Source organism: Rhizobium sp. LjRoot30 (genome assembly GCF_964253915.1).
GTDB lineage: Bacteria > Pseudomonadota > Alphaproteobacteria > Rhizobiales > Rhizobiaceae > Metarhizobium.
In genome coordinates, this window is record NZ_CAXUSG020000014.1 from 76,145 (window position 1) to 102,032 (window position 25,888).

Here is a 25,888-nt window from a genome sequence, read left to right on the forward strand (position 1 = left end):
CAATGGCGATCCTTCAGAAACTGAAAGAGCGCTTCCGGCGCGACAGCGTCACGCTCGACCTGCACGACATCCAGGCGCTGATTCTGCGAAGCCGGCCGGAGCCCTATGTCGGCATCCACGCCATGCTCCATTTCGACGAGGCCGAGGGCGCGCGCGACCTCCTCGGCCGGCTCGCGCCGCATATCACCTCGGCCGACAACTGGAGCGACGATCTCGATTTCTGGATCGGGGCCGCACTCAGCTTCGAGGGGCTGAAGGCGCTCGGCCTGCCGGAAGCACAACTCAAGACCTTCCCGCTCCCCTTCCAGCAGGGCATGCCCGCACGCGCGGAGCAGCTTCGCGACTTCGGACCCAACGCGCCGGAAAACTGGGAAGACGTGTTCAAGCCGGGCAACTGCCATCTCGCGCTGACCATCTACGCGGTCGACGATGATGCGCTCGACAAGGCGCTGGCGACGGCGCGCACCGAACTCGACCGGAGCAGCGGCGTCACCTTGCTCGGCGAGCATCGCTTCGGCGCGCCGGACGGCGCGAAAAACCCGTTCGGTTTCCGGGATTCGATCTCCCAGCCCGCAGTGGAGGGCAGCGGCGTTGATCCGCTGCCAGGCGAGGAGCGGCCGATCAAGGCCGGCGAATTCATCCTCGGCTATGAGAGCGAGAACGGCCAGCCGCTCGGCATGCCCGAGCCTGCGGTTCTCGGAAGGAACGGCACCTTCGTCGTAATGCGCAAGTATAACAGCCGGGTCGGTTGCTTCAACGCCTTCCTCAAGGCACATGGCGACACGCCGGAGGAACGCGAGCGCCTTGCCGCCAAGATGTTCGGGCGCTGGCGCTCCGGCGCACCCTTGACGCTGGCGCACGATCACGACGATCCCGACCTCGGCGCCGATCCGCAGCGCAACAACGACTTCACCTTCAAGGACGATCCCAAAGGCCGCGTCGTGCCGCTCGGCTGCCATATGCGACGGCTCAATCCCCGCGATTCCGAGTTGACGCTGCTCACCGACGTCAACATCCACCGCATCATTCGCCGTTCCTCGACCTTCGGGCCGGTTTATTCCGAGGATGTGGGGCCTGAGGACGATGCCAACGGCGATCGCGGCCTGTTCTTCATCTTCATCAGCGCGCGTGCCTACGACACGATCGAGTTCATGCAGCAGGAGTGGATCAACCGAGGCAATTTCGTCGACCTTGGCGAAGAGCGCGATCCGATCGTTGGCCTGCATGAGGATGATGGCCGGTTCACGATCCCGCAGGCGCCGGCGCGCAAGCGCATCGACGGTGTGCAGACTTTCAATGTCATGAAGGGCGGCGAATATCTGTTCATGCCAAGCCTGTCCGCGCTCAAATGGCTGGCGGCCGGGAGCTGGGGTTAGGAACCCGCCGGTCAGTCGTTGGCCTTTGTGAAGATGAACGTGCAATTCATCAGGATCGCTGCGCTCGGCCTCACCATGATCTTTGCCAGTCGCGTCTGGCCCGATCGGTAATCCTGACATCGCGTAGTATCTGGATCATCCTTCCACGCAATATTCGCGGTGACGGAGGCGCTCGGAGACGTGACCACATCTACCTTCGGACCGCGCCTAACGATCTCGCGGCAGACCACCCAGGCAGCGTTGGCAATCGCAACGCCGCGTTCGCGCTATCACATGGACGCGGTGACAAATGCTGCCATAGTTCGCCGACGCCGATCCCTATGATCCACGACAAAAAATAGTGCACCCAGGACTTCGATGTCCGCGACCTGGACATCGGTCCCAGCAAGGTGAAGACGCATGTTTTCCGTTGACTTGCCGGTCTAGTGTCGCAGAAAACGCCTGCGCCTCTTGCCAGAAGGGCACCCTTCTGGTCACGCAAGGCCGACTGGACAAGAGCACACTCATTCCCTGCAACATTCGTTCCGGTGACGACAGCGACACCGAGATTTCCCTTGCCGAGAACACGCAGCGCGAGGCCATGCACATCGTGGATGAGATTCTGGCCTATCGCCAGCTTGTCGAGGGCGGCATGACCCCGGAAAACATTGCTGCCCGTTTCGGCCAGTCCGTCGCCACCGTGCGCCAGCGGCTTAAGCTCGCCAGTCTTTCCCCTAAAATTCTAGGAGAATTGCGTGAGGATAAAATCCGGATCGATCAAGCCAAGGCGCTTGCGATCAGCGACGATCACGCCGCACAGGATCGGGCATGGTTCGAAACACAATCATGGAACCGTGACCCCTACTCTCTTCGCGCCATGCTGACCCGCGATCATGTCCGCAGCACAGACAAGCTCGCTCTGTTCGTCGGGATCGAGGCTTACGAGGCCGCAGGGGGGGCAACCATGCGTGATCTGTTTGCAGGGCATCGTAAAGTTAACTTCAGCGAAGCAAAAGCGTGACGCCCGCCACGTGCACTGCTCATGCGCGAGCGATCTTCGCCCATAGGTTCATCGCCGCTTTGCGCAGTTCGCGATGATGGCTGGAGGGAATGTCGTGGCGCGGGATGTGGAAGAGGTTGGCAATCGGATCATGGATGGAAACGAAGAGTTGCAGATGTCGCTTTGACTTGAAGCGCTTCATGATCCGCTCTCGCCGTCGGATCGGCTGGTGGGAATTCTCCGCCCGATTGTTCAGGCCTTTATGGGAGCGGTGCTCGACACCGGGCATGATTTCCTGCTTTGCGGCGCCATAGGAGCGAAGCTTGTCGGTGATCATCACGCGCGGCGATCGTCCCTGGCCTTTCAAAAGCTTGCGCATCAGGCGCTTGGCCGCCTTGGCGTCGCGGCGGCTTTGCACCAGAACCTCCAGGACAAAACCGTCCTGATCCACGGCGCGCCATAGCCAATGCTTCTTGCCCCGGATCGAAATAACGACCTCATCGAGATGCCATTTATCGCCGAGTCGGCCGCGCGAACGTTGACGGATTTGGTTGGTGAAAGTTCGTCCGAATTTCTCTGCCCACAGCCGGATCGTTTGATGCGAGACAATGATGCCACGAGCGGCCAGCATGTCTTCGACCATCCGCAGGCTCAGGGGAAAACGGAAATAGAGCCACACCGCGTGGGCAATGATTTCAGCGGGAAAGCGGTGGCGACGGTAGAGCGGATCACGGTCTGTCATGCCTCTTCATCGCCTATCAAGCCCCAAGTTCCGTTAACTTTACGATGCCGCTCGGCCCATCAGCCCAAAACATCAAAGGAGAAACGCAGGAACTTGACCCCGACCAACAACACGAACGATACCTAAAGGCGGGTCAATTCTCGGTGGAAACGCCGGGTCAGCTCTCAGTGGAAATCAACACTTCAGATCGTTCGGTGCATTCCAGCGAGAGATTGCCGGCAAATCGATCGACCCCTGAGTGAAATGGACGCGCGATCGGGAGAACATGCCGCCCCGCCCAAACAGCCCAAACAGGCATGCCAACAGGATGATAGCGAATGCGAGCCAGGCGCATCGCTGGGCGAGCCAGAACCGGCGCTAAAACGGGCCATGATCTTCGACACCTTCCGGTAGGGGTATCGGCTTAGGCGTTCGTTACATGGAAAGATCCCGTTGGTTTCGGCATAGTGGTGAGCCGGCCCTACTCGACAAATTCGACCATGACGCCCGGCTTGACCATGCCGGCCAGTTCTTCGACGTCCCAGTTGGCCAGCCGAACACATCCATGCGATCCGACCTTGCCGATCAGCTCCGGTACTGGCGTGCCGTGAATGCCGTAGGTAGGCTCTGTCAGGTCGATCCAGACTGTCCCGACAGGACCGTTCGGCCCGCTCGGCAGTTCAAGGATCTTCTTGTTGTTGCCCTGCTGGAAATTGATCTTCGGATTGTAGGTGTACGTCGGCATTCGCGACACGCCCTTAACCTTGTGAGTACCGGTTGGTGAGGGACTGTCCTCACTGCCAATTGTCGCTGGATAGACCGCGAGCAGCGAGCTGTCTTCGGCAAAAGCGAAAACCTGCGCCAGTTTGCGATGAACCTCGATCCGCTTGACCGATCCGGTCCTGGCAGCGCCGGGAATGGCGACAGCGATCGTTTCGCCCGGCTTGAAGGCCGCCGTCGGATTGAGGGCCTTGATCAGCGCGATATGCATGTGGAAACGTTCGGCCAGCTTCTCGGCAATGCTGGTATAGCCGAGATGCTCCATCCTCGCCTGCTCGGCATAGTCTTTTGGAATGCTCTCGACGATATCCTCTCCGTCTTCTTGCGTGATGGCATAGGCCTGGATGGCCGGGGCATCATCGGTCAAACGGCCCAGTACGTCGGGATCGAGCTTCCCATCCACTGGCAGACCCTGAAGCGTCTCGAAACCGGCAATCGCTTTCGTCAGGTTGTCGCCTAAATAACCGTCGATGACGCCCGGCGATGAACCAGCCCGGTCGAGCAGGACCTGCAGATGCACGATGGCGGGATTGGGCTCGGTCTGTTTTTCCGCCGGCGCCTCGATCGGAAGGGACGCGATCGCCGTGGTATTGACGGTTTGTGCGTCGATCGGCGCTGCAAAGGCTGGGGAACAGAGCGTTAGAGCGGCGGTCAGTGAAAAGTACCGAAAGGCATTCTGCATGGAGGCTACCGATAAATTAGGGAGAGACTCTCCACCCGGTGGATGGAGAGGCTTCATTGGAGAAAGGTCAAGCAAGGAAGAAGGCCGCCGTTTCCGGCGGCCTTCATCTTGTCAAATCGTGCGGCGAGTGGTGGTTTCGGCCAGAAGCAACGCCTTCTTCGTGCCGTAGGAACCGCCGAACCAGGCCGCCACAGCCCCGAGCAGGAGGGCGAAGAAGCCGAGGATCGCGCCGGCCGACACTGCCTTGGTGGCCGTCTGCGCCGCCTCGAGCGCCTGCTGCTTGGCCGCAGCAACATTGTCGCGATAGGTCTTCTCGTACTGCTCGACCTGGGTGCGGGCCTGATCGACCGGGATGTTCTGTGCCTTGGCGATCGCATCAGCGGCGCGATTGCGGGCATCTGCGGCCTTTGCCTGGTCACCGGTCACCGCGGCCTGGACCGCCGACACCGCAGCGTCACGCAGGGCTGCCGGATCGTTGCCGCCGGACGCATTGCGGATCTGTTGCTCGATCCCCGCCATCGGGTTGGCCGAGTTGGTGAGGGCAGGGGCTGCCGCCGTGGCAGCGGTCGCGGCCGTCTGGCCAACGCCACCGACAATGCTGGACAGACCACTGAACGCTCCGCCGATGAGAGCACCGACCGACGTGGTCAGCAGGTACAGGATGACGAGAGTGGTGACGGCCCAGGTGGTTACGCCCTGATAGCCGCCGGTCGAGCGGCTCGGACGGCCTGACAGGCGGCTGGCGGCATAACCGCCGACGAAGGAAGCAATAATGCCGGCCACAACGAACCACGCGCCACCGGCTATGGAAAAGGTGCTTGCATTCGGGTTATCATAGGTTGCGGGATCGATCACGGCGGCGCCGATGCCCACTCCCAGAAGATTGAGGAGGAACTGGACGGCAAGCGCCAGGACGACCCCGGCGAAGATCGCGCCCCAAGACACCTTGTGCAATGTGGCTGTAAGGGAGGGGTCGACATAGGCCGCTTCGCGCGACACGTGGACGGAGACAGGTTCGGTCATGGTGCATCCTCTTCATCACGGGAATGTGAGTGCCATACTAACGCCGCAATCGCCGTTCGGTTCCCGTCCAGCAGGATACAAAAAAGACCGGCGATGGGATCGCCGGCCTCGAACTGCAGCTTCATCAAACGAAGAGCCTTCCATTAGTCCTTGCGGACAATACGGTCGGATCGTTCATCTTCGACTTCCACCTCGGTGCGGCGAACGCTGTCGCTGATGGTTTCCTCGCGCTGCTCGGCCGTTTTGCGCAGAGCAATCTCTTCGACAACGCGCGCATCCTTCGAGACGATCGCCTCCTCATGATGCTCCTCGGCCTCGATCGTACGGTCGACGAAGGCGTTCTCCGTTTCGGTTACCGGACGGTCGACCGTGCGGCGCTCGATGCTGACGTTCTCGTCGCGCAGCGATACCTGTTCACTGACAGGATTTTCGACCACGTAAGAACGGACACGCACGCGGCCATGATTGAGGTCACGCTTGCCGACGCGAAGCTCTTCCTCGACCACCGGGATAACCTCTTCACGGCCGGCCTCCAGAGCTACCGTTCCGGTTGCGCTGGCACGATTGGCGGAGGCGCCATACGAACTCACGGTCTCCTGCTGGTTCCACCCTTCCGAGCGCCAGCTCTCTGCACGCTGATCGAGATCGATGCTGCCCTCGTCATCGAGGATATCGATAACCTTGTCATAAGAGGCGGCGGTGACGTTGCTGACCGTCACAAGATAGCCACCGCGGCGAAGACCTTCGGAATAGACGGCGCGGTCCTCGTCGGGAAAGAAGAAGTCTTCCAGCTTCTCCCAGAAGCCCTTGTGCTCGGAGGCAACTTCAGTCGAGGTTGTAGACTCCTTTCCGGCGACGACGCGAATGCCGTCGCGGGCAATCCCGGCTTCCGCAAGGCGTTCGACGGCGGCGTCCGCATCGCTGCGGTTTTCGAAGAAGGCCGCCACCGTGTTCGATGACGAGGCGCCGTATGACGATGTGGTTTCTCTGTAGGTCATGAGTTTCTCCTTTTCTCGGATTGATAATTAGCTCAGGGGTCGTCGCGCTCGATGCTGGCACGTTGCTTGCGCAGTTCGACCGGAATGGAAACGTCCTCGGTGGTGGCGACGCGGCGGATATGGATCTCTTCGACCAGCATCAGACGCTTCTCGACAACGAGAACCTCCTCCATCACAGGTACAATGGTCACGTCACCGTCCGTGCGAACACCCGGCGCTTCTGACACTTCACGTCCGATTGCCACACGCGTCACCTCGACATTCTCGCTGTCGAGGCGTGCTTCCGCTGCTTCTGTGACAAACTCGGTTTTGGTGCTCACGCGAACGCGGCCGTCGCTCACGGCGCGCTTGTCGATGACAAGCTGTTCTTCGATCAGCGATAGTTTCTTGTCAGGCTCGGCCATGCGGGTTCCAGATCGTTTGTGACCAGCATTGAACGAGCGAAGTCCAACCTTGTTCCTTGATGAAGGTCGCACGTCACCAGCTCAGCAAAAATCGCCCAAGGCCGGAACAAAGTATTGACGCAGTGATTTTGTGGCTCACGAGGAAAGATTGGATAAGCATGATGAATATCCTGATCGTCGAAGACCAGTGGCTGCTTTCGAGCGCGGTCGAAGAGGCGGTATTGTCGCTCGGGCATGAGGCCATCGGGACGGCAACCACGGCAAAGGAAGCGTATGAGCTTGCCGACAAGGCAGAGGTTGTTTTTGTCGACGTCAATCTGATCGATGGTGCGACAGGCCCAGAGATTGGCCGACGTCTCGCAGCAGACGGGGTCACCGTCGTCTTCATGACCGGCAATCCGGAACAGCTTGGCTCAGGCGTCGGAGGCGCTCTCGGGGTAATCTCAAAACCGGTGATGGACCTGGAGCTGGTCGAGACGATCCGATCCAACACGCAACGGATCATCATGCCGGGCGAGACTGCATTGCTCCCAAGCGCTTTATTGCGTTTCATTGATCGCTACCTGGCAAGACCGTTCTATTCGTCGAGGTCGTTTAGTGTGACGCTCGCCAACTCGTGGAGCTTCTCAGCGCGGCCTGGCTCTTCATCAGCGGCCAGAATAACCGCGTAGAAGGCGGCCCGAGATATTTCTTTCTTAGACGCAGCAGGGTGTTTCTTTCGGACCGCGTCTACGAGATCCTTCGGTCTCATTCCCCGGAGAGCGAGTTTAGCAATCATCCGCGCAATATCTTCAATATCTGGTGCCAGTTCTCGATCGTGTCCCATGGAGTGGTGTAGCTTAGACGACCACGGCTCATCCCAGAGGGCCGGATGAGTGTCAGCTTGCGGCTGGCAGGCTGATGAGCGGTGGAGAGAGGGGGCAAGCGCTAAACCGGAGGGGGATCACCCACCCGGAGGGCCGAGACGTATTTCATGGAAATGCGGCCGGTGCTGCAGGCCGCAGGCCGAAGCATGGGGAGACCGGTTTAGTGCTTGTGGGGGAGAGAGGGCAGAGCGCCTTTCTCCCCTCTCAGTGCGCTGAATAAATTCGCCTTCCGGCCCGAAGGATATATTCCGGCACAGATAGCTTCCAGGCGGCTACGCGCCGTCATTTCCGTCATTCGAGAGCGCCAGAACACATCCTGGAAGCAGCCATTCTCCCCTATGGAGCTATCGCTGCCTGTATCGGCAGATCAAGGGTGAAGACGCTGCCCAACCCCGGGCCATCACTCCACACAGAAACATCGCCGCCGTGTAGCTCCATGAGTTGCTTGACGAGGGCGAGGCCGATCCCAAGTCCCCCATGAGCATAATCCCGATGCTCTTCGACTTGCTCGAACATCCTGAAGATTGCGCCAGCGGCCTCGGCACTGAGGCCGAGACCATTGTCAGTGACGCTGATGCGATAGGTGCGCGAAAGTAATTCCAGCGCTACCTCAATCTGACCGCCCATCGGCGTGTATTTTGCGGCATTATTCACGAGGTTTGAAACGCACTGTGTCAGCCGTACCTTGTCAGCGGATATCATGCACGATTGATCCGGAACCCTGATGGTCACCGCGTGTTTTCGCTCCTCGATCGCCTGTCTGGTCATGTCCAGCGCAGAGTGAATGGCATCTCTGATATCAAAGTCGGACTTAACGAGATTGATTTTGCCCTGCGTTATCCGTGACACATCGAGCAGGTCGTCAACGAGCCTGATTATGTGGTCCATCTGTTGGTGCATGAGGCCATGGATCTGCTCTACCTTGCCAGCATCCGGCTTTCTTGAAAGAATTTTCAGCCCGCCATTGAGAGCGGCAAGTGGGTTGCGCAGTTCATGGACGAGAATCCCGATGAACTCGTTCTTTCGCTTGTCGGCGAGCTGAAGCGCGCGAGTCTGCGCCTCAAGAAGGTCGCGCTGTTCGGAAATCATTTGTCGTTGGCGATAGAGTTCGGCAAAGATCGCAGCTTTGCTTCGAAGGATATCGGGCTCGATCGGCTTCTGGATGAAGTCTACGGCACCCGCTTCATATCCTTGAAAGCGCCGTTCAGCTGAGTTGGCGCCAGCCGTCACAAAAATGATCGGAACCCGGCGTGTCCGCTCATTGCCTCGCATGAGTTCGGCAAGCTCGAAGCCGTTCAAACCTGGCATCTGAACGTCGATCAGCGCCAGTGCCACATCATGTTGCAGCAGGAGTTCGAGAGCCTCATCGCCGGACCGCGCCTTCAATAGCATCAGCTCGTCGCGTTGTAGCAGAGCTTCCAGAGAAAGCAGGTTCTCTGGAAGGTCGTCAACCAAGAGGAATTTGACGTCAGTGTTCATTTTCGATGTTCTGCAAATAGGTTGAAATCTTCGACAAGGTCAAAACTTGAGCGCCTGGGCATGCGCGGATAGCAGCTTCGGGCATGGCCCGAGCGAAAGCCTCGGACGGATCCTGAACGATTGCCGTTCCGCCAGAACGAACGACGGCCGAAAGGCCTTGGGAACCGTCATGATTGGCGCCCGTCAGGACAATAGCGGTCAGTTGGCTGCCCCAGGCGTCTGCCGCGCTCTCGAATGCCACGTCGATCGATGGCCGCGAGAAGAGGACCTCTTCTTCGCTGGATAAAGCGACATGCGTTCGCCCCTCGAGCGACAAATGATAATTAGGGGGCGCGAAGTAGATGAACCCGGCTTCCACGGGCTCCTTGTCTTCCGCCTCAATCGCGCGGAGCTGACATTTCAGGTCAAAAATCGCGGCGAGCACACTGCGTTTGTTTGGCGGTAAGTGCACCACGACGAAAATGGGATATGGATAAGTCGCAGGTAGTGGCGGCAATAGCACGGACAGCGCTTCGAGCGCCCCAGCAGAGGCGCCGATGATGATCGCACCGTTCGGATTGTCCTTCACGAGCCGATCCTCTGATAGATCTTCTCATCTCGGACGAACTCCCGGAAGCCATCGGCATGCGTTGAAAACCGCAGTGTTTCCTTCGAGCCCAGCCCGAGAAAGCCGTTGCGTGGCAGCGTATCCCGGAAAAGACCGACAGCCCTGTCCTGTAGGTCCCGGTCGAAATAGATCATGACGTTCCGGCAGGAGACCAGTTGCATCTCACCAAAGACCTGGTCCGTCACAAGACTATGATCTGAGAACACGACATTGCGCCGCAAGCTTTTGTCCAGGATGCACCGGTTGTAGCCCGTCGTGTAATAGTCAGACAAAGATCCCTTGCCGCCGGAGTCACGATGGTTCTCGGTGAACAATCTGACCCGTTCGATGTCATAGATTCCGGCTTCCGCTTGGGCGAGGGCCTCTGGATTAATATCCGTCGCATAAAAGAGGGTTCGCTCCTCAAGCCCTTCCTCGCGAAAAAGGATGACAAAGGAATAGAGCTCTTCGCCCGAACTGCATCCGGCAATCCAGATCTTCAAGGAGGGGTAAGTGCGAAGATGCGGAACTACCTTCTCCCGGATCGCCGCGAAGTAGGACGGGTCGCGAAACATCTCGCTGACCTGGACCGTAAGGAAGCGGAGCATGTCTTTAAGCATCTCGGGATGATGAAGGACGCGCTCCTGCATGGCTGAGATGGTCGCAAAGCCCAACTGTTCGCGTGCCTGGCGCAACCGCCGCCGGATCGACGACATGGCGTAGCTGCGAAAGTCATAGTGGTAGCGATGATAAAGCGCCTCCAGCAGCAGCCGGATCTCTATATCCTCCACCTTTTCGAACGTCTCCGTCATTGCGGCATCCAGACGCGCACGAGAGACAGAAGCTTTTCGACGTCAAGCGGCTTTGCCATGTAGTCATTGGCGCCGGCTTCAATGCAGCGTTTCTGATCGTCCGGCATTGCCTTGGCGGTCAAGGTGATGATCGGCAACTTCTGCCATGCTGAGTTCTTGCGGATGTGGCGGGTTGCGGTGAGGCCATCCATGACCGGCATCATTACATCCATCAAAACCAGATCGATCCGCCCGTCTGGGTTACTTATCGATTGCTCCAGTTTTTCCAGCGCCTCCTCGCCGTTTCTGGCGATATCGACGATCACCCCGCGTGGTTCGAGGATGTTGGTCAGGGCGTAGACGTTGCGCACGTCGTCCTCGACGATCAGAATGCGGCGCCCTTCCAGCAGTTCATCGCGATTGCGGGCTTTGCGGATCATTTGCTGCTGCTCGTCCGGCAGCTCAGAGACCACCTGGTGCAGGAACAGTGTGACCTCGTCGAGAAGACGCTCCGGCGATTTTGCACCCTTGATGATGATAGATTTCGAGTGGCGGCGGAGCCTCTGTTCTTCTTCGGACGAGAGGACGCGTCCGGTGTAGACGATGACAGGTGGGAAGGAATGCATGCCCGCTTCGCTCAACGTTTCCAGAAGCGCAAAGCCGGACGTATCTGGCAACGACAGATCCAGCACCATGCAGTCGAAGGTCTGTTCGGCCAGCAACGAGATGCACTCTGCCGCAGTCCCAGCCCCCACCGTTTCGACGTCATGCGACGACAGGAGTTTCGACAGAGCGTCCCGCTGAACGGCGTTGTCTTCAACGATCAGCACGCGCCGCAGCGTTTGTTCGGCCTTCGCGCCTAGAGACTCGATCATCGACACCAGGTGATCGCGTTGTACGGGCTTCAGCGCATAGCCGACGGCGCCCAACGAGAGAGCCCGGTCGGAATAGTCCTCGGCGGAGAGGATGTGGATCGGAATATGGCGCGTCTGCACGTCACGCTTCAGGCGGTCAAGCACCGAAAGGCCGGATTGGTCCGGAAGACCGACATCGAGCAGGATGGCGTTCGGCAGATACTGATGGGCGAGTTCCAGGGCTTCTTGAGCGGTTCCGGCTACGAGCGCCTGGAACTTCAGCTCACGGGCGAGATCGCGCAGGATGAGTGCAAACGATTGATCGTCCTCGACAATCAGCAGCTTGCGGGCTGTTGCCTCGGATGCTGCACGGTCGTCATCGACGATTGCGACGGCCTTCGGCTTTTGTGCAGTGCTATCTGCTTCTGTGCGGAAGACGGGTTCTGCAGCGGACGCGACGGGCGGGGCAAAATCCTGTTTCGGAGCCTGGACCAGCGCACTGTCGAACTCGGCCGGGATGATGACCGTGAACGTGCTGCCCGCGCCAAGCTGGCTTTGAAGCTGGAAGCGGCCTCCAAGCAAGCGCACGAGTTCGCGAGAAATCGACAGACCAAGCCCGGTGCCGCCGAACTTGCGGCTGATAGTGCTGTCCGCCTGATGGAAGGCTTCAAAGATCCGTTTTTGCTGCTCGTCCGCAATCCCGATGCCTGTGTCCTTGATCGAAAAGGCGACCTGGCTGTCATCGCGACGGCTAACAGTTAGCGAGACGCCGCCGTTTTCGGTGAACTTCAGCGCATTCGCCAAGAGGTTCTTGAGAACCTGCTCCAGGCGCTGCGGATCGGTCTGGATGACTGCGGGCACGCCCGCCTCGACCGAGACGTTGAACTGCAGACCCTTGTTGGTTGCGAGCGGTTCAAACATATGACGAAGCCCATTGACGGTCCTCTCGATGGACACCGCTTCCGCATTGATCTCCACATGTCCTGCCTCGATCTTGGACAGGTCGAGGATGTCATTGATCAGGTTCAGCAGATCATTGCCCGATGACTGGATGGTCTGGGCGAATTGGACCTGTTGGGCAGTCAGATTGCCTTCGGAATTGTCAGCCAGGAGTTTCGCAAGGATGAGCGAAGAGTTGAGCGGTGTTCGCAGCTCATGCGACATGTTCGCGAGAAAGTCCGATTTGTAGCGGCTGGCAAGTTCCACTTCCTTCGACTTGGCCTCGATGGCGTCTTTCGACCGTTCAAGATTGTCCCGCTGCCGCTCCAGTTCTTCCGCTTGCTCCTCGAGCTGCGAGTTGGTCTGTTCGAGTTCTGCCTGCTGCTGTTCAAGGCGGGTTTGTTGTTCGCGAAGTGCGCGCCCCTGTTCTTCCAGCTCCTCGTTCGAAACGCGCAGTTCTTCGCCCTGGACCTGCAGTTCCTCCGACTGACGTTGGGTTTCTTCCAAAAGAGCCTGGAGGCGCGTTCTGAATTCCGCCGAACGGATGGCGACGGCGATCAGCTCTGAGACCTGTTCAAGAAGCACCAGAGTCTGATCGCTGATCGGAGTAAGGAAGCCGAGTTCGAAAACGCCTCTGATGTCCCCTTCAACGATCGCAGGCGCCAAGGCGAGATAACGTGGCTTCTGCTGTCCAAGAGCCGAGCCGAAGTTGATGTAGCCATCCGGAACCTCGCCAACCGCGATCGGACGATGATCCCGCAATACATGGCCGAACAGGCTGTCGTTTTGGCCGAAGCTTGTAGGCAGCATCACGTCCGATGGCACGCCGTGCACGGCCATGCGATGAAAGCGGCCGGCATTCTCTACATAAATGGCACCTGCAACGGCACCGAGGTAGTTGGTGAGGAAGCCGAGGATGTTTTCGCCAAGTTTCCCGATTTCCTGCTCACCGCTGACGGATGCAGCCAAGCCCAATTGTGCGTCTCGCAGCCACTGTTCGCGCTTCTGCGCCAGAGTGGATTTTCTCACCAGTGCGGAGATCGCGAGGGTCAGGATAATGCCAAGCAGCCCGGAAGCTAGCGCGCTCACCCAGGCGATAATGTAAGACGTATCCATCTCGCTCAGGCGCTGGCTCCGCTCTTCACCAGCCTCGTTACGCAGTTGGGAGATGACGTTGCGGATGCCATCCATGTCGCTGCGGCCGCGGTCTGATTTTACAAGGGTCAACGCTTCGACGGACCCTCGTGTCTGGAAGACCTCCAGTGTTAGCGCCATCACTTCTCGTTTGGACGAGACAAACGCTCGGAGTTCCTCGACACTCCCACGTTCGCGCATCTCGGCTGTGGCAGCCGAGCTGATTGTGTCCATTCGGCTCTGAACCTGTGGGAGGGCACGGTGATATGGCGTGAGATAGGCCTCCTCCGAAGTTAGAAGAAAGCCACGCAGTGCCGTTTCTGCATCCTGTATGTCGATCAAAAGCAGGTCGAGTGCCACCACAAGACCATGCGTTTGTGTCACTCTTGCATTGCTGTCTCGGACGTTCTGGACTGTGTAAACGGTCAGCGCGGTGCTGATGACGAAGAAGAAGATCGCGGTCACTGCGCCGATCAGGGCGTTTCGCTCCAGACCGAGCATTTTGTTGCCTGTCAGTGCGGATGTTTTTCTATGCATCAGAAGGTCTCAAAATACTCGATCAAATGATACTGTCACGTAAGAGTGACGGCGTCGGAGAAGGGAATCGGCTAGCGGGGTCGCGAAGCGTGTGGTTCCTGTGTCCCATCCACTCCCGCCGATCACGTCAACTTGAATAGAGTGCTAGGTAGCAACAATTTGACAGGGAAAGCAAGAATACGACAAAAATGGAACAAAATGAGTTGCTTGCCCTTCAGGGGTTGGCCCATTTGCCGCAACGTCACGCAAGGAAGCTCAGCGGCTTCACGGTGGAGCACGTTCGACCAGAGTTAGGTGCTGCTTTCAGTTACGACTGGACGAGCGACCTCCATTTCTGTGCCTATCATGACATTGTCCTGGAAGATGGAGGCATACGAGCAGGGGATGGATTGGAGGACAACCGCCGTGACCTCCGCCACACGCTGACCTATGTCCCGCGGGGTGCACGCGTCACTGGCTGGTCCGAACTCGAAAGACGGAACAACTCGTTCACAGCTATCTATTTTGACCCGGCCGCCATCCGGCAGGAGCTGGACACTCGCTTCGCCGAACGTGTCGATGAGAAGGTTTATTACCGAAGCGACGAGGTCGCGGGATACCTGCGCGAATGGGCTAGTCTACTGCGGCGAGGCCATTCTGATGCTCTGTACGAAGTTGTCGCCCCGCCGATTAACGCAGCGAACAAATCGCAGTTCCTTGTGCCCCAGGCTTGGGAGCAAATATTCTTTCGTCGGTCGCCAAGCCATTTGACCACGGCGAATTGATCGCGGCACTCACGGCTGCCCGGTCTTTGGCAACACCATTGGCGAAGGCCGCGACCAGGCTTGATCGGGCGCGTTCCAGCCATGGTTCGAGATCGGCGAGAGATTTCTTGCGGATCATGGCTTGGAAAGCGGCGACGACTTCCCGCGCTTCCACGAGTTGCGGTACGCCGCCTTCAATCGCGGCAACCGTAACGGTCTGAGACTTGGAGAGATCGTCGCGACCGATGGTCATGAGGCGTGCGACAGCCCGTGCCGACGGCGTGCGGATCAACGCCTCGCAATCCATCTTTTCCGCCTTTCGTCGACGGGTCGCCCATTCGGTTACGACGCGAAGGCAGCCATGGAATCCCTGGCGCGTCAGCTCTCGCCACAACTGTGTGCCATTTCGGTGACCGGCACTCCATTGAGCATCGAGCCATGGGAGATAAACTTCAAGCGAGTTCTCCCGCACGCGGAACACGTCGGATCGCTGACCGCGTAGCACCCGCCTGACGAGGCCACGACTGTGCCCGGTTCGACGAACGATTTCTTTGATTGCAACACCGGACTTGGCCAAGTCCAAAATGACGGCGTTCGTGTCTTCTCGATGAAGATATCCCTGATATTGGATCCGCTCAGCGGCCGTCAGCAGGTCCGGATTGATCGTTGCGGACCCGATCGCTGTTCTGATCTGGCGCATGGATTTGCGGACGGCGTCGAGGAATGGGTCGCATCATTGGTGGTTTGAGAATCGCGGCCCCAAATGCGCGGTTCAATCCGTTTCAGGCGCAAACATTGCCAAGATCGCAGCCCCCTTGGTCCTTAAACTACAGAAGAGACTGGCGGCAGGTGAGATATCGTCCGGTACGACCATTCTCTCGATCGGTGAAAGCGACCTTCTCGACCTCAATGGCCGGGCAGCTATCTTCAGCTTAAAGCCCATCATCTCCGACAGCGGAGATATAGAGCAGGAGCCTGGTGCCGAAAATCTACATCTGGCGGTGCGCTATCTGGACGGAGTTCTTCTTTCGGAATTGGCGCAGGACTACCAGTTTCAAGACCTTACCTTCGTCCGCCAACCGATAGATGGTGCGGATAAATCCAGCGTCGCATTGCTTTCTGCATCTGGGCACACGATTGGTTACTTTCAGTGGCAACCTTTTAACCCGGGAGCCAGCGTTATACAGGCGGTCTCTCCTGTGATCGTCGTGGTGGGCCTTTCGGCCTTCCTTCTGATGAGCTTTCTCGGACATGCCATTTGGCGTCGCTCTACGAGCCTTGCCAAGAGCCAGGAGGAGCTCAGGCACCTTGCTATGCACGATCCGCTGACGGGCCTTGCAAACCGAACGACCTTCCATCGCACTCTCGTCCAGAGCCTCGAAAGCGCCACCGCCGAAAAGGGCATCGCGGTGATGTTCGTGGATCTGGATCACTTCAAGGAAGTAAATGATAGCTTCGGGCACCCTGTCGGAGACTCCCTGATCAAAGAGGTCGCAAGCCGCCTGAAGGAGATCGCCCCGTCGGCGCTCGTATCGCGGATCGGGGGAGATGAGTTCACGCTGCTTCTCCCCGCAGAGGATCTCAAGGCTATCGATTGGCTCGCCGAGGAGATGATCCAGAGACTCCGTATGCCCTTCCAGATTGAGGGTAGCCTCATCACGGTAGGAGCGAGCATCGGAATTTCGCTGTCCTCGCCGGGTGTAGAAGCGACTGAAATGACCAGACGCGCTGACATCGCGCTTTATCATGCCAAAGCGGCCGGCCGAAATACCTTCGCCGTCTTTGGAAGTCACATGGAAGAAGTCTTAAGGCGTCGTCGAGCGCTGGAGAGCGATCTGGCGATCGCCCTTGAAACCGGGACGCAACTCGCCGTTCATTTTCAACCCGTTTACGCGGCGATGGACGGACGTATGTCGTCGATGGAAGCTCTATGCCGCTGGATGCATCCAACATTTGGTGCAATATCGCCTGATGTTTTTGTGCCAATTGCCGAGGAATGCGGGCTGATACAGAAACTCGGACTTTATGTTCTGGAAGAAGCCTGCAGTCTGCTAGCCGAGGTGCCGGAATCCGATATTGGAATCTCTGTCAACGCGTCGGCGATCGAGCGCTTGCCTGAGAATCGCCGCCTGCCCGTCAAGCGATCTGTGCTCGCGATGCCTGGAACGAGCTTGCCAGGCGCAGCACGTTCTGAGGCCGTCGGCTTCCTGGTACGAGCCGACGCCCTGGCAGCGGCTCTATCGCCAGACGGTGACCCAGCTCGCCGACGGCGCGACCATCAGGGACGCGGAAGAATTCCGTCAGATTTCGAAGACACCGCCGCGGCACAGCCACTGATATTCGGGCGCACGCCGTCAAGCGGACGCCGGAAAACCTGTGCAAATGCAGGGTTAAAATCCGTCTCATCGGGAACCGTCTCCGGACAATTTCATTCTCCTGTCACCAGACGACGATGGAGGTCCCGATGAAACCCGTTCTACAACTGCTCGCAGCTTCAGCCCTTTCGGCCGGCATGGTGATCGGTGGCGTGGTTCTCGCATCCGCGGCACTTGCCCCGGAGGAAAAGCCCCGTCAGTTTGGAGGTATGTATGTCGACGGCCTTTGGACGACGAAACCCGTCCGGATCGACAGGAACGCGCAGAACCTGGAGCGCCTCCCGCCCCGTTACGCCAGCCATGTGGTCATGAGCGAGCCGACGGAGCCGGTCGTCGAAACGGCCTCCGCTGCGGCAGATACGGATCAGGATCTGGCGGATCTCTCGTCCCGGGTGGCCGAAATCGATCTCATCTCGACGAGTGCGCTGAATGATGCAGGCTCGGACATGGCCAATGTCCTGCCGCAGCAGCATGTCGCCTGGTGCTCGGCCCGCTATCGCTCCTATGATCCGACCGACAACACCTATCACAGCTACAGCGGCGAAATTCGCGATTGCACGTCACCCTACCAGACGGGCGTCACGGGAGGGATCGATGAAGGTGAGGCAGAATTGCTGACCGTCAGCAATGAACCGGCATCGTCCAATGCCTATGCCGTGCAGGGCGATCACATCGCAAATTGCATGCAGCGCTATCGCTCGTACCGCCCATCCGACAACACATATCAGCCCTATGGCGGAGGCCCGCGCCGGCAGTGCGAACTCGCATCGTTCTGATGTGGAAGGCTTATAGTTTGACCTGAGTGAGACCCCTCGCGGTATTTTGGTACCTGCGAGCGAACGGGGCCGCTGTCTCAGCCCCTGCCTTAAAGCGTCACGCTTGCTAATCGGTGGTATCTGAAGGCACAACAATGTCGTTTTCAAAGCGGCGCTTGCTGGATTAGGTACTGTCACGGAATCGTCACCGACAACGGAACCAGTTTGATAACAGCCACCACGACAGGATCCACTATCGGTTCGGCTGGTGTGGCCGCGGCTCAGGCTCTTCCTTGGTCGTATCTGCATTCACATGTATTCGCCATGGTGAGGTATAAGCTGAAGCACGATGTGAGTGCGCCGGACGGAAGCTAGGTGGAATGCGCGTTGGCCGCAGCGTCGTGAGCGGGTGCCACCGCCAGGAGCCTGAATAATCGCCAGATCCGGTGGCTGATCTCAGCGTCTAGAAGTGAGGAGTTTAGCCATGGCGTCAGGTCAGCGGCGAGTGCCTCACAGATGTCGCGCACCTCGTATCCAACCACGGGATCAGCGGCAACGATCTGTAGCCACCGGCATAAGTCTGGTATGTTCCGGACGTCTCTTGCTGATTCCATATGTGCATTATCTGGTGGAGGCGGGCTCATAGGAGAAGACGTAGTGCGCCAGCCGTGAACGTCTTCTGGCTGATGGAAGGTGAATAGCCCCGCGTTTCGTAGACACCCTCGTGTTACGTTTTCTGCAGGCGCTCGAACTCGACCGGCGACATCATTCCGTTCCTGACGTGCTTGCGTTTCGGGTTGTAGAACATTTCGATGTAGTCGAACACGTCCTGACGAGCTTCATCGCGTGAACGGTAGCCCTGATCCGAGTGGATCAGCACCTCGCCCTGCGGCTTGCGCCGCCAGACCGCCATGAGCAGTGTCTGCAGCACGACGTCCGTGGTTTGACGGCTCTGCATTGCCCAACCGATAACCCGGCGGGAATAGAGATCGCAGAAACTACAAGTTCGAAAGAGCTTTCGCCCTTAAGACGGGTGTTGATCGGAAGTCTTCAGACCGACGAGCCTGAGCCTTCGGAGAACTTCCTGGGGTGCGGGCGCCCGCCAGACGGTCTGGAAACACTCCACCACGTTGCGTGCTGTGACCGCAAGTCCGGGAAGCGCCACCCAGTCGGGGGCCGGTCGGCCGAGGAGCGCGGTCACGGTAATGGAGGCTGCACTCTCACCCTGGCGAAACGGCTGCTGTGCGGCAATCGCGACAAGGGGATCGCTGTCAGCAAGCCCGATCGCCGCCTCCTGGCCGAGATCCACGGTCGTCATCGGGATCTTGCGCCCGAGCGGTTTGAGAACGCCGGCGGCCATCATTGCCGGCGTGTCCCAGACGACAAAGAGGCCGGCCTGCTTAGCGGCAATCTAGGTAAGATTCAGCGTCAATCAGGATGAGACTCGCGCCGGGGTGTGACGGAGTGAGGGCGTAGCCCGATCGTAGTCATACCCCGGCGTGGCGCAGATTTTCGGCGTCTCAAGATCGCGGTCGGTTCGGTACATTTGCGGTTTTCTGTGTTGGAGAACCAGTTTGTGCCGGGTCGCCATGTAACCGATCATCAGATGAGACTCTTCATGAAGTATCGACAAACGCATTCCGTCGAGGTCGCCGCAGCGAAAGCGTCGATCAGCCGAGCCACGGCATACCGCCTCGATAAGGAGGTACAACTACCATCTCAGAGCAAAGCGCCGCGTGGACGCCGCCGCCCTGATCCCTTGGAGCCAATATTCGAGACTGAGGTCATCCCGCTGCTGAAGGCCGCACCCGGCATCCGTGCTGTCGCCGTCTACAACGAGATGCTGCGCCGACATCCAGAGCTTTCTGAAGGCATCCGCCGTACGCTTGAGCGACGCATCCGGTCGTGGCGTGCGGTCCATGGTGAAGCGCAGGAGGTCATCTTCCGCCAGACGCACGAGCCAGGCCGGCTGGGCCTTTCGGATTTCACCGACGCTAGCGGTCTTGGCGTGACGGTCGCTGGCCAGCCGCTTGATCACCTGTTCTATCACTTCCGGCTCGTCTGGTCGGGCTTCGAACATGCCCATGTCATTCTCGGCGGGGAAAGCTTTGTCGCGCTAGCTGAGGGGCTTCAAAATGCCCTGTGGTCCGTGGGCGGTACGCCGCTCTATCACCGCAGCGACAGCCTGTCGGCGGCATTCCGCAACCTCGACGCCGACGCCAAGGTCGATCTCACACACCGTTACGACCAGCTTTGCTCTCATTACCGGATGACCCCGACGCGCAACAACAAGGGCGTCGCGCATGAGAACGGCTCGATCGAAAGCTCCCATGGTCATCTCAAAAATGCCGTTCATGATGCCCTGCTAATGCGGGGGACCAAGGAGTTCGACGATCTCGGTTCTTACCGCGCCTTTGTCGACGAGATCGTTAGTCGTCGCAACGCTGCCCATGGTAAGCGTATCGATGCAGAGCGATCCCATCTGCAGGCACTGCCAGAGCGCCGGACCACGGACTTCGAAGAGATTGTCGTTACGGTGTCCCGGACGGGCGGCTTCACCTTACGCAAGGTCTTTTATACCGTGCCGTCCCGCTTGATCGGCCACAGGCTACGAGTTCGCCTGTTCGACGATCGGCTGGATGTCTTTGTTGGCGGTACGCACCTGATGACGTTGCGCCGTGGACGCGGCCATGCTGACGGCCGGCATGACCAGGTCGTCAACTATCACCACGTCATCCATTCCCTGCGCAAAAAGCCGATGGCGCTCCGCGGCCTTGTTTATCGCGACAAGCTCTTCCCGCGTCAGGAATACCGCAAGGCCTTCGAAGCCCTGACTGAGCATCTTCCCGACAAGCAGGCTTGCAAGATCACCGTCGAACTCCTGGCGCTGGCACATGATCGCGGATGCGAGCGCGAACTTGCCGAAGAATTGGCCAGGACCCTGGACGCCGGCGATTTACCGGATCTGGTCGTCATGCGAACGCTCTTCGGCCCGGATCCAGCCAAGCTGCCGACCGTTCATGTGCAGCTCGCATCGCTCAACGGCTATGAGGCCTTGATCGGGACGGGAGAAGCCGCATGAAGAACGCTCACGTGATCGATGAAGCGCGGCTTGGCATCATGCTCAACGAACTTCGGCTTCCGACGATCAAAACGCTGTGGCCGCAATTTGCCGAGCAGGCGGACCGGGAAGGATGGCCAGCAGCTCGCTTCCTGTCGGCTATTGCCGAGCATGAGCTGGCAGAACGTGCCAATCGCAGGATTGAACGCCATCTTGCCGAAGCGCACCTGCCGCCCGGAAAGACTTTGGACAGCTTCGCCTTTGACGCTGTTCCCATGATCTCGAAGGCGCAGGTTATGGCAATTACCGCCGGCGATAGTTGGCTCGCCAAGGGAGCCAACATCCTCATGTTTGGTCCGCCCGGCGGAGGAAAGAGCCATCTCGCTGCCGCTATCGGCCTGGCCCTGATCGAGAACGGATGGCGGGTCCTGTTCACTCGGACCACCGATCTCGTGCAGAAGCTCCAGGTCGCCCGCCGGGAACTGCAGCTCGAATCCGCCATCGACAAACTCAACAAGTACGACCTGCTCATCCTCGATGATCTCGCCTACGTGACCAAGGATCAGGCGGAAACGAGCGTGCTGTTCGAGCTGATCTCGGCGCGATACGAGCATAGATCGATCCTGATCACCGCCAACCAGCCGTTTGGGGAGTGGAACCGGGTCTTTCCCGATCCTGCCATGACGCTCGCAGCGGTCGACCGGCTTGTACACCATGCCACGATCTTCGAGATGAATGTAGAGAGTTACCGCCGCAGAACCGCGCTCGAGGAAAAGCGTCAACGGGGGCGACCGGCTTCGTTTGCGACAATCAGAACCTCAACGCTGTCTGTCGCGGAGCGGCAATCAGAAAACGACGAAGAACTTGTCAGCGACAATCAGCGTGATAACTTGATCCCGACCGCGACCTAAGAATCTCATCCAGATTGTCGCCCGCGTCTCATCCTGATTGCCGCGCTATACCGGCCAGATCCGGATGGGCTTCGGCAAGAGCGCGCGTGGTTGCGGCAACTGCCGACAGGGCCGGAAACCGCTGTACGCGCAGCGTAACGTCCGGACGGTGGATCTGCATCCATTTAACGAAGGCGATTTCCCGCTCGTTGGTCGCGAAGAAATCGGCGTCGTAGCCGAGGACGCCTACCTCCGCACAATCAGGCAGATGCGGCGACAGACCTTCAGCCGCGATCTTGCCGAGGCCGAAATTGTCTGCCGAGACGAGGGAGATGTAGTCCTTTCCCGGAAGAAGTCCGGTCGGCGCGTTGTCGAGAAGGATTAGCTTTATGCCGGCCGCAGACACGCGCGCATGGGCGGCCGCCACTTTCGAATTGGCGACGGGCAGGGATATGATGGCATCGGGTGCTTCCTCGATCAGCCGCCCAAGTGCCTCGATCTGGACCTCCGGCGTGAAGGCGCAGTCGATCACGTCAATGACCGCAACCCCGCAATTCCCGAGCATGCCGATGATGCCGGAAAGCTGCTGTTTGGCCCAGTCGCTTTCGAGCGTGTGCAAAACGACGGCGACCCGCAAGCCTCCTGCCCGCGCCCGCTCCATGTCCTCCGGCAGCAGCAGAACCCGCTCGGGCGCCGATGCCCGCTCCCCATGAGGGCCGAGACCCGCAATCGTCATTCAATCCTCCTCATACGTCCGGCGGCCGGACCATATCCCCCTTGATGACCTTTCGCCGGGCAATTTCCTTTTTCATCTCCTGGAAAAGCGGATGCGCCTGAGGCTGCCCTGCCATGATCCAGTCTTTCAGCATCGGTGGTGCGAACAGCCCCTCGGACGCAACGATTGCGGCCCCGACAAGACCTGAAGAGCTGCCCATCTGGGAGCGGATGATCTGCATGTCGCGGCTGACGAGAGGGTGGCAGGCACCGTAGATGGCCTCCCGCGCGGAGGCGAGAAGAATGTCATTGGTCTGCGCGATCGAGCCGGACAGCACGATAAGCGCGGGGTTCAGCATGTTGGCGGCGGGTCGGGCGCCTTTATCGGAGCGGTGCATCGCATCGCCGCCCGCATCGACGATCATTACGAACTGGTGGCCGGGGCCCTGTCCTCTACGCCGGAAAAATCCCGCCAGTCGGGCGCCGAACTCGGCCTCGCATCGGACCGCATCTATTATGACTTCCGGTCGATGGCGATCCGCGAGGCCACGATGAAGAAGGGCATCGAGGCCGTCTCAATCGTCACGCCCAATCACTTGCACTACCCGGCGGCCAAGGAATTCCTGCGCCGCGGCATTCATGTGATATGCGACAAGCCGCTCACCTCCAACCTCGCCGACGCCAAGAAGCTCCTAAAGGTCGCCCAGGAATCGGACGCGCTGTTCATCCTCACCCACAATTATACCGGCTACCCAATGATCCGGCATGCGCGGGAAATGGTGAAGTCGGGCGAACTGGGCGAGATCCGCCTGGTGCAGATGGAATATCCGCAGGACTGGCTGGCCGAGCCGATCGAAGAGATCGGCCAGAAGCAGGCGGCCTGGCGCACCGATCCCAAGCAGTCCGGCGCGGGCGGCTCCACCGGCGATATCGGCACCCACGCCTATAATCTCGGCTGTTTCGTCTCGGGCCTCGAACTCGAGGAACTCGCCGCGGACGTCCACACCTTCGTGCCCGGCCGCGCGCTTGATGACAACGCCCATGTGATGATGCGCTTCAAGGGCGGCGCCAAGGGTATGCTCTGGTGCAGCCAGGTGGCGACCGGCAATGAAAATGCGCTAAAGGTCCGCGTCTACGGCACCAAGGCCGGCATCGAATGGTCGCAGCAGGACCCCAATTATCTCTGGGTCACCGAACTCGGCAAGCCGAAGCAACTGATCACCCGCAGCGGCGCCGGCGCCAATGCCGCCGCCGGCCGCGTCAGCCGCATTCCGGGCGGCCACCCTGAGGGCTATCTCGAAGGCTTCGCCACCATCTACACCGAAGCCGCCCGCGCCATTATCGCCAAGCGAAGGGGCGAGAAAGTGGAACCGGACGTGCTCTATCCGAGCGTCCAGGACGGCGTGAAGGGCGTGGCTTTCGTCGAGGCCTGTATCGCCTCGTCCAAGCGCAATGGCGCCTGGCTCAAGGCTTGATTCGAGTAAACCCCAAAGTGTGAGACGTTTAGGAAGCTCGGCCCTAGACTCACAACGTCTTGACCCATCTGCGAAAGCGATGTCATGCAAATCGACGAGGGATTCCTAGGCTTGTGTCGCATCAAAGCCGCGGCTACGGCAGGGGCGCATTTTCATCAGGGCTCAAATTGAATCTACGCTACTGATGGTTCAAAGTTCCATAATTTTGCTTATCTGACTTTTCTATGTAGCCGCAAAGTTAGAATGTCCTGTTTCTGCAAAGTTGGAATGTCACACTCCCCGGGTCTGAATGGCGTCTGGGAGATTGCAGATGGGATTGATTGCGATGAGCGAGCGCGATCTGCAGCGGATCGAAGTTTTGTCGAAGGTGGTTGCTGGCCGGATGACCATGGTGTCAGCGGCGCATGTGCTTGACCTGAGCGAGCGCCAGGTGCGCCGGCTGCTGGAGCGTATACGGACTGGCGGCGCGGCTTCGATCCGGCACAAGGCGATCGGCCGACCGTCGAACAACCGGATCAGCGACGAGGTTCGCGATTATGCGATGACGCTGGTTCGCGAACGCTATGCGGATTTCGGGCCGACGTTGGCGACGGAGAAGCTGGCTGAACGCGATGGTTTGCGGGTGTCACGCGAGACGGTGCGCGGTTGGATGGCGGATACCGGCCTCTGGCTGTCGCGCAAGCAGCGGCGGACGTTTCATCAGCCGCGGCTGCGGCGCGAAGCCTATGGCGAGCTGGTGCAGATCGACGGGTCGGAGCATCGCTGGTTCGAGGATCGCGGACCGCCTTGCTCGCTGCTGGTGTTTGTCGATGACGCGACCGGCAGGTTGATGCAGTTGCGCTTTGTACGCTCGGAAAGTGCCTTTACTTACTTTGAGGCGCTCAAACTCTATCTGCAGGCGCATGGTGCTCCCGTCGCCTTTTATTCCGACAAGCATTCGGTGTTTCGGGTGGCGAAGAAGGATGCCAAGGGTGGCCAGGGCATGACCCAGTTCGGGCGTGCGCTCTGTGAGCTAAACATTGAGATTCTTTGTGCAAATTCGAGCCAGGCCAAGGGTCGGGTCGAGCGGATGAACCGGACGCTGCAGGACCGGCTGGTCAAGGAGCTCAGGCTTTCTGGCATCGACACCATGGAGGCTGGCAATGCGTTCTTGCCGGGCTTCATGGAGGACTACAATGTGCGATTTGCAATCGTCCCTGCCCGCCCGGACAACCTGCACCGGCTGCTGAATCTGGCGCCGGATCGGTTGACGGAGATCCTGTGTAAGCGCGAGCAGCGTTATGTCGGATCGCAGCTGACGTTTTCGTTCGAGCGCCAGCGGATGATGCTGGAGGAGACCGAGGTGACGCGCGGTTTGGTGGGTCGCTATGTCGAGACCTATGCTTATGCGGACGGTCGGCTGGAGGTGCGTTGGAAGGGGTATTCCCTGCCCTACACCGTGTTCGACAAGGATCAGCGGGTGACGCATGCGGCGATCACCGAGAACAAGCGGTTGGGTGATGTTCTTGCCTATATCAAGGAGCGCCAGGAGCAGCAGGACAAGCCGAAGGTGAAGAGCAACAGCGACAAGAATGGCTACGTCAAACGTGCTCGCGGGCCGGGCCGGCGGAAGGATTTTGTGAACGATCCGGCAGTGATCGCACAGCGCCAGAAAGCACTGTCGCGACAGCAGGCTGCGGAGTGAGGCGTCTCAAAGCTAAAGCCGAAGAGGTGTGTTTACCACCCG

Annotated in this window: 21 protein-coding genes and 2 pseudogenes; 9 read left to right on the forward strand and 14 right to left on the reverse strand. The window is 59.2% G+C overall.

Annotated elements, in window-relative coordinates:
• The first annotated feature begins 2 nt into the window (after positions 1-2).
• Positions 3-1,376, forward strand: coding sequence for a Dyp-type peroxidase (locus ACSQ3I_RS23080; RefSeq protein WP_436002792.1), 1,374 nt, complete (start codon positions 3-5; stop codon positions 1,374-1,376).
• Positions 1,377-1,965: 589 nt separating this feature from the next.
• Positions 1,966-2,376: a ParB/RepB/Spo0J family partition protein gene (locus ACSQ3I_RS23085; RefSeq protein WP_436002794.1), complete on the forward strand. Its 411-nt coding sequence runs from the start codon at positions 1,966-1,968 to the stop codon at positions 2,374-2,376.
• Positions 2,377-2,395: 19 nt separating this feature from the next.
• Here ACSQ3I_RS23085 and ACSQ3I_RS23090 read toward each other — a convergent pair whose 3' ends face one another.
• The 5 genes from ACSQ3I_RS23090 to ACSQ3I_RS23110 all read right to left on the reverse strand — a co-directional run bounded on the left by ACSQ3I_RS23090 (position 2,396) and on the right by ACSQ3I_RS23110 (position 6,963).
• Positions 2,396-3,097 carry an IS6 family transposase gene (locus ACSQ3I_RS23090; RefSeq protein WP_436002796.1) on the reverse strand — a complete coding sequence of 234 codons (702 nt, stop codon included), beginning with the start codon at positions 3,095-3,097 and terminating at the stop codon, positions 2,396-2,398.
• Between the two features lie 460 nt (positions 3,098-3,557).
• Positions 3,558-4,538 (reverse strand): L,D-transpeptidase family protein, encoded by a 981-nt coding sequence (locus ACSQ3I_RS23095; RefSeq protein ID WP_436002838.1) that lies wholly within the window; start codon positions 4,536-4,538, stop codon positions 3,558-3,560.
• A gap of 111 nt (positions 4,539-4,649) precedes the next feature.
• Positions 4,650-5,561: a PhnA-like protein gene (locus tag ACSQ3I_RS23100; RefSeq protein WP_436002798.1), complete on the reverse strand. Its 912-nt coding sequence runs from the start codon at positions 5,559-5,561 to the stop codon at positions 4,650-4,652.
• 143 nt (positions 5,562-5,704) lie between these two features.
• Positions 5,705-6,559: a YsnF/AvaK domain-containing protein gene (locus ACSQ3I_RS23105; protein WP_436002800.1), complete on the reverse strand. Its 855-nt coding sequence runs from the start codon at positions 6,557-6,559 to the stop codon at positions 5,705-5,707.
• Between the two features lie 32 nt (positions 6,560-6,591).
• Positions 6,592-6,963 carry a YsnF/AvaK domain-containing protein gene (locus tag ACSQ3I_RS23110; protein ID WP_272809040.1) on the reverse strand — a complete coding sequence of 124 codons (372 nt, stop codon included), beginning with the start codon at positions 6,961-6,963 and terminating at the stop codon, positions 6,592-6,594.
• 158 nt (positions 6,964-7,121) lie between these two features.
• On the opposite strand from ACSQ3I_RS23110, the gene ACSQ3I_RS23115 reads away from it, so the two are divergent.
• Positions 7,122-7,634 carry a response regulator gene (locus ACSQ3I_RS23115; protein ID WP_436002802.1) on the forward strand — a complete coding sequence of 171 codons (513 nt, stop codon included), beginning with the start codon at positions 7,122-7,124 and terminating at the stop codon, positions 7,632-7,634.
• A gap of 531 nt (positions 7,635-8,165) precedes the next feature.
• Here ACSQ3I_RS23115 and ACSQ3I_RS23120 read toward each other — a convergent pair.
• The 5 genes and pseudogenes from ACSQ3I_RS23120 to ACSQ3I_RS23140 form a co-directional block, all read right to left on the reverse strand.
• On the reverse strand, positions 8,166-9,308 hold the full coding sequence (locus ACSQ3I_RS23120) for a hybrid sensor histidine kinase/response regulator (protein WP_436002804.1): 1,143 nt from the start codon (positions 9,306-9,308) through the stop codon (positions 8,166-8,168).
• A complete protein-coding gene (locus ACSQ3I_RS23125; RefSeq protein ID WP_436002806.1) occupies positions 9,298-9,876 on the reverse strand; it encodes a chemotaxis protein CheB in 579 nt (192 codons plus the stop codon). Before ACSQ3I_RS23125 ends, ACSQ3I_RS23120 begins: the two co-directional genes overlap by 11 nt.
• Positions 9,873-10,706, reverse strand: a complete 834-nt coding sequence (locus ACSQ3I_RS23130; RefSeq protein WP_436002808.1) for a CheR family methyltransferase — start codon at positions 10,704-10,706, stop codon at positions 9,873-9,875. The genes ACSQ3I_RS23125 and ACSQ3I_RS23130 overlap by 4 nt, the downstream gene beginning before the upstream one ends.
• Positions 10,703-14,113, reverse strand: a complete 3,411-nt coding sequence (locus ACSQ3I_RS23135) for a response regulator (RefSeq protein ID WP_436002810.1) — start codon at positions 14,111-14,113, stop codon at positions 10,703-10,705. Before ACSQ3I_RS23135 ends, ACSQ3I_RS23130 begins: the two co-directional genes overlap by 4 nt.
• 777 nt (positions 14,114-14,890) lie before the next feature.
• A pseudogene (locus tag ACSQ3I_RS23140) lies at positions 14,891-15,616 on the reverse strand (ISL3 family transposase); the annotation flags it as partial.
• A gap of 511 nt (positions 15,617-16,127) precedes the next feature.
• Between ACSQ3I_RS23140 and ACSQ3I_RS23145 the strand changes: the two are divergent.
• Together ACSQ3I_RS23145 and ACSQ3I_RS23150 are read left to right on the forward strand one after the other, a co-directional pair.
• The gene (locus ACSQ3I_RS23145) at positions 16,128-17,360 is read left to right on the forward strand and encodes a putative bifunctional diguanylate cyclase/phosphodiesterase (protein ID WP_436002840.1); all 1,233 of its coding nucleotides are present in this window, start codon (positions 16,128-16,130) and stop codon (positions 17,358-17,360) included.
• Positions 17,357-18,043 carry a BA14K family protein gene (locus ACSQ3I_RS23150; RefSeq protein ID WP_436002812.1) on the forward strand — a complete coding sequence of 229 codons (687 nt, stop codon included), beginning with the start codon at positions 17,357-17,359 and terminating at the stop codon, positions 18,041-18,043. The genes ACSQ3I_RS23145 and ACSQ3I_RS23150 overlap by 4 nt, the downstream gene beginning before the upstream one ends.
• Before the next feature lie 706 nt (positions 18,044-18,749).
• Here ACSQ3I_RS23150 and ACSQ3I_RS23155 read toward each other — a convergent pair.
• Both ACSQ3I_RS23155 and ACSQ3I_RS23160 read right to left on the reverse strand, forming a co-directional pair.
• Positions 18,750-19,022: pseudogene (locus ACSQ3I_RS23155) on the reverse strand (DDE-type integrase/transposase/recombinase); the annotation flags it as partial.
• Positions 19,023-19,046: 24 nt separating this feature from the next.
• Positions 19,047-19,385: a hypothetical protein gene (locus ACSQ3I_RS23160; RefSeq protein WP_436002814.1), complete on the reverse strand. Its 339-nt coding sequence runs from the start codon at positions 19,383-19,385 to the stop codon at positions 19,047-19,049.
• Positions 19,386-19,598: 213 nt separating this feature from the next.
• Here ACSQ3I_RS23160 and istA point away from each other — a divergent pair, with 213 nt between their 5' ends.
• Positions 19,599-21,104 (forward strand): IS21 family transposase, encoded by a 1,506-nt coding sequence (gene istA, locus ACSQ3I_RS23165; RefSeq protein ID WP_436002842.1) that lies wholly within the window; start codon positions 19,599-19,601, stop codon positions 21,102-21,104.
• Entirely contained in the window at positions 21,101-21,994 is an 894-nt protein-coding gene (istB, locus tag ACSQ3I_RS23170) for an IS21-like element ISRel5 family helper ATPase IstB (RefSeq protein WP_145643850.1), read from the forward strand. The genes istA and istB overlap by 4 nt, the downstream gene beginning before the upstream one ends.
• A 28-nt stretch (positions 21,995-22,022) precedes the next feature.
• Here istB and ACSQ3I_RS23175 read toward each other — a convergent pair whose 3' ends face one another.
• Positions 22,023-22,709 carry a substrate-binding domain-containing protein gene (locus ACSQ3I_RS23175; protein WP_436002816.1) on the reverse strand — a complete coding sequence of 229 codons (687 nt, stop codon included), beginning with the start codon at positions 22,707-22,709 and terminating at the stop codon, positions 22,023-22,025.
• A gap of 10 nt (positions 22,710-22,719) precedes the next feature.
• Positions 22,720-23,112 (reverse strand): hypothetical protein, encoded by a 393-nt coding sequence (locus tag ACSQ3I_RS23180; RefSeq protein ID WP_321189058.1) that lies wholly within the window; start codon positions 23,110-23,112, stop codon positions 22,720-22,722.
• On the opposite strand from ACSQ3I_RS23180, the gene ACSQ3I_RS23185 reads away from it, so the two are divergent.
• Both ACSQ3I_RS23185 and ACSQ3I_RS23190 read left to right on the forward strand, forming a co-directional pair.
• Positions 22,996-24,162: a Gfo/Idh/MocA family protein gene (locus ACSQ3I_RS23185; protein ID WP_436002844.1), complete on the forward strand. Its 1,167-nt coding sequence runs from the start codon at positions 22,996-22,998 to the stop codon at positions 24,160-24,162. The genes ACSQ3I_RS23180 and ACSQ3I_RS23185 overlap by 117 nt on opposite strands.
• Positions 24,163-24,472: 310 nt before the next feature.
• Entirely contained in the window at positions 24,473-25,846 is a 1,374-nt protein-coding gene (locus tag ACSQ3I_RS23190; RefSeq protein ID WP_436002846.1) for an ISNCY family transposase, read from the forward strand.
• The last annotated feature ends 42 nt before the right edge of the window (positions 25,847-25,888 follow it).

What these genes read in the sequence shown, in the direction of transcription:
- ACSQ3I_RS23080 (WP_436002792.1), top strand. Translation starts at nt 3, where the DNA reads ATGGCGATCCTTCAGAAACTGAAAGAGCGCTTCCGGCGCGACAGCGTC.
- ACSQ3I_RS23090 (WP_436002796.1), bottom strand. Translation starts at nt 3,097, where the DNA reads ATGACAGACCGTGATCCGCTCTACCGTCGCCACCGCTTTCCCGCTGAA.
- ACSQ3I_RS23095 (WP_436002838.1), bottom strand. Translation starts at nt 4,538, where the DNA reads ATGCAGAATGCCTTTCGGTACTTTTCACTGACCGCCGCTCTAACGCTC.
- ACSQ3I_RS23100 (WP_436002798.1), bottom strand. Translation starts at nt 5,561, where the DNA reads ATGACCGAACCTGTCTCCGTCCACGTGTCGCGCGAAGCGGCCTATGTC.
- ACSQ3I_RS23105 (WP_436002800.1), bottom strand. Translation starts at nt 6,559, where the DNA reads ATGACCTACAGAGAAACCACATCGTCATACGGCGCCTCGTCATCGAAC.
- ACSQ3I_RS23110 (WP_272809040.1), bottom strand. Translation starts at nt 6,963, where the DNA reads ATGGCCGAGCCTGACAAGAAACTATCGCTGATCGAAGAACAGCTTGTC.
- ACSQ3I_RS23115 (WP_436002802.1), top strand. Translation starts at nt 7,122, where the DNA reads ATGATGAATATCCTGATCGTCGAAGACCAGTGGCTGCTTTCGAGCGCG.
- ACSQ3I_RS23120 (WP_436002804.1), bottom strand. Translation starts at nt 9,308, where the DNA reads ATGAACACTGACGTCAAATTCCTCTTGGTTGACGACCTTCCAGAGAAC.
- ACSQ3I_RS23130 (WP_436002808.1), bottom strand. Translation starts at nt 10,706, where the DNA reads ATGACGGAGACGTTCGAAAAGGTGGAGGATATAGAGATCCGGCTGCTG.
- ACSQ3I_RS23135 (WP_436002810.1), bottom strand. Translation starts at nt 14,113, where the DNA reads ATGCTCGGTCTGGAGCGAAACGCCCTGATCGGCGCAGTGACCGCGATC.
- ACSQ3I_RS23145 (WP_436002840.1), top strand. Translation starts at nt 16,128, where the DNA reads ATGAGCTTTCTCGGACATGCCATTTGGCGTCGCTCTACGAGCCTTGCC.
- ACSQ3I_RS23150 (WP_436002812.1), top strand. Translation starts at nt 17,357, where the DNA reads ATGAAACCCGTTCTACAACTGCTCGCAGCTTCAGCCCTTTCGGCCGGC.
- ACSQ3I_RS23160 (WP_436002814.1), bottom strand. Translation starts at nt 19,385, where the DNA reads ATGATGGCCGCCGGCGTTCTCAAACCGCTCGGGCGCAAGATCCCGATG.
- istB (WP_145643850.1), top strand. Translation starts at nt 21,101, where the DNA reads ATGAAGAACGCTCACGTGATCGATGAAGCGCGGCTTGGCATCATGCTC.
- ACSQ3I_RS23175 (WP_436002816.1), bottom strand. Translation starts at nt 22,709, where the DNA reads ATGACGATTGCGGGTCTCGGCCCTCATGGGGAGCGGGCATCGGCGCCC.
- ACSQ3I_RS23180 (WP_321189058.1), bottom strand. Translation starts at nt 23,112, where the DNA reads ATGATCGTCGATGCGGGCGGCGATGCGATGCACCGCTCCGATAAAGGC.
- ACSQ3I_RS23190 (WP_436002846.1), top strand. Translation starts at nt 24,473, where the DNA reads ATGGGATTGATTGCGATGAGCGAGCGCGATCTGCAGCGGATCGAAGTT.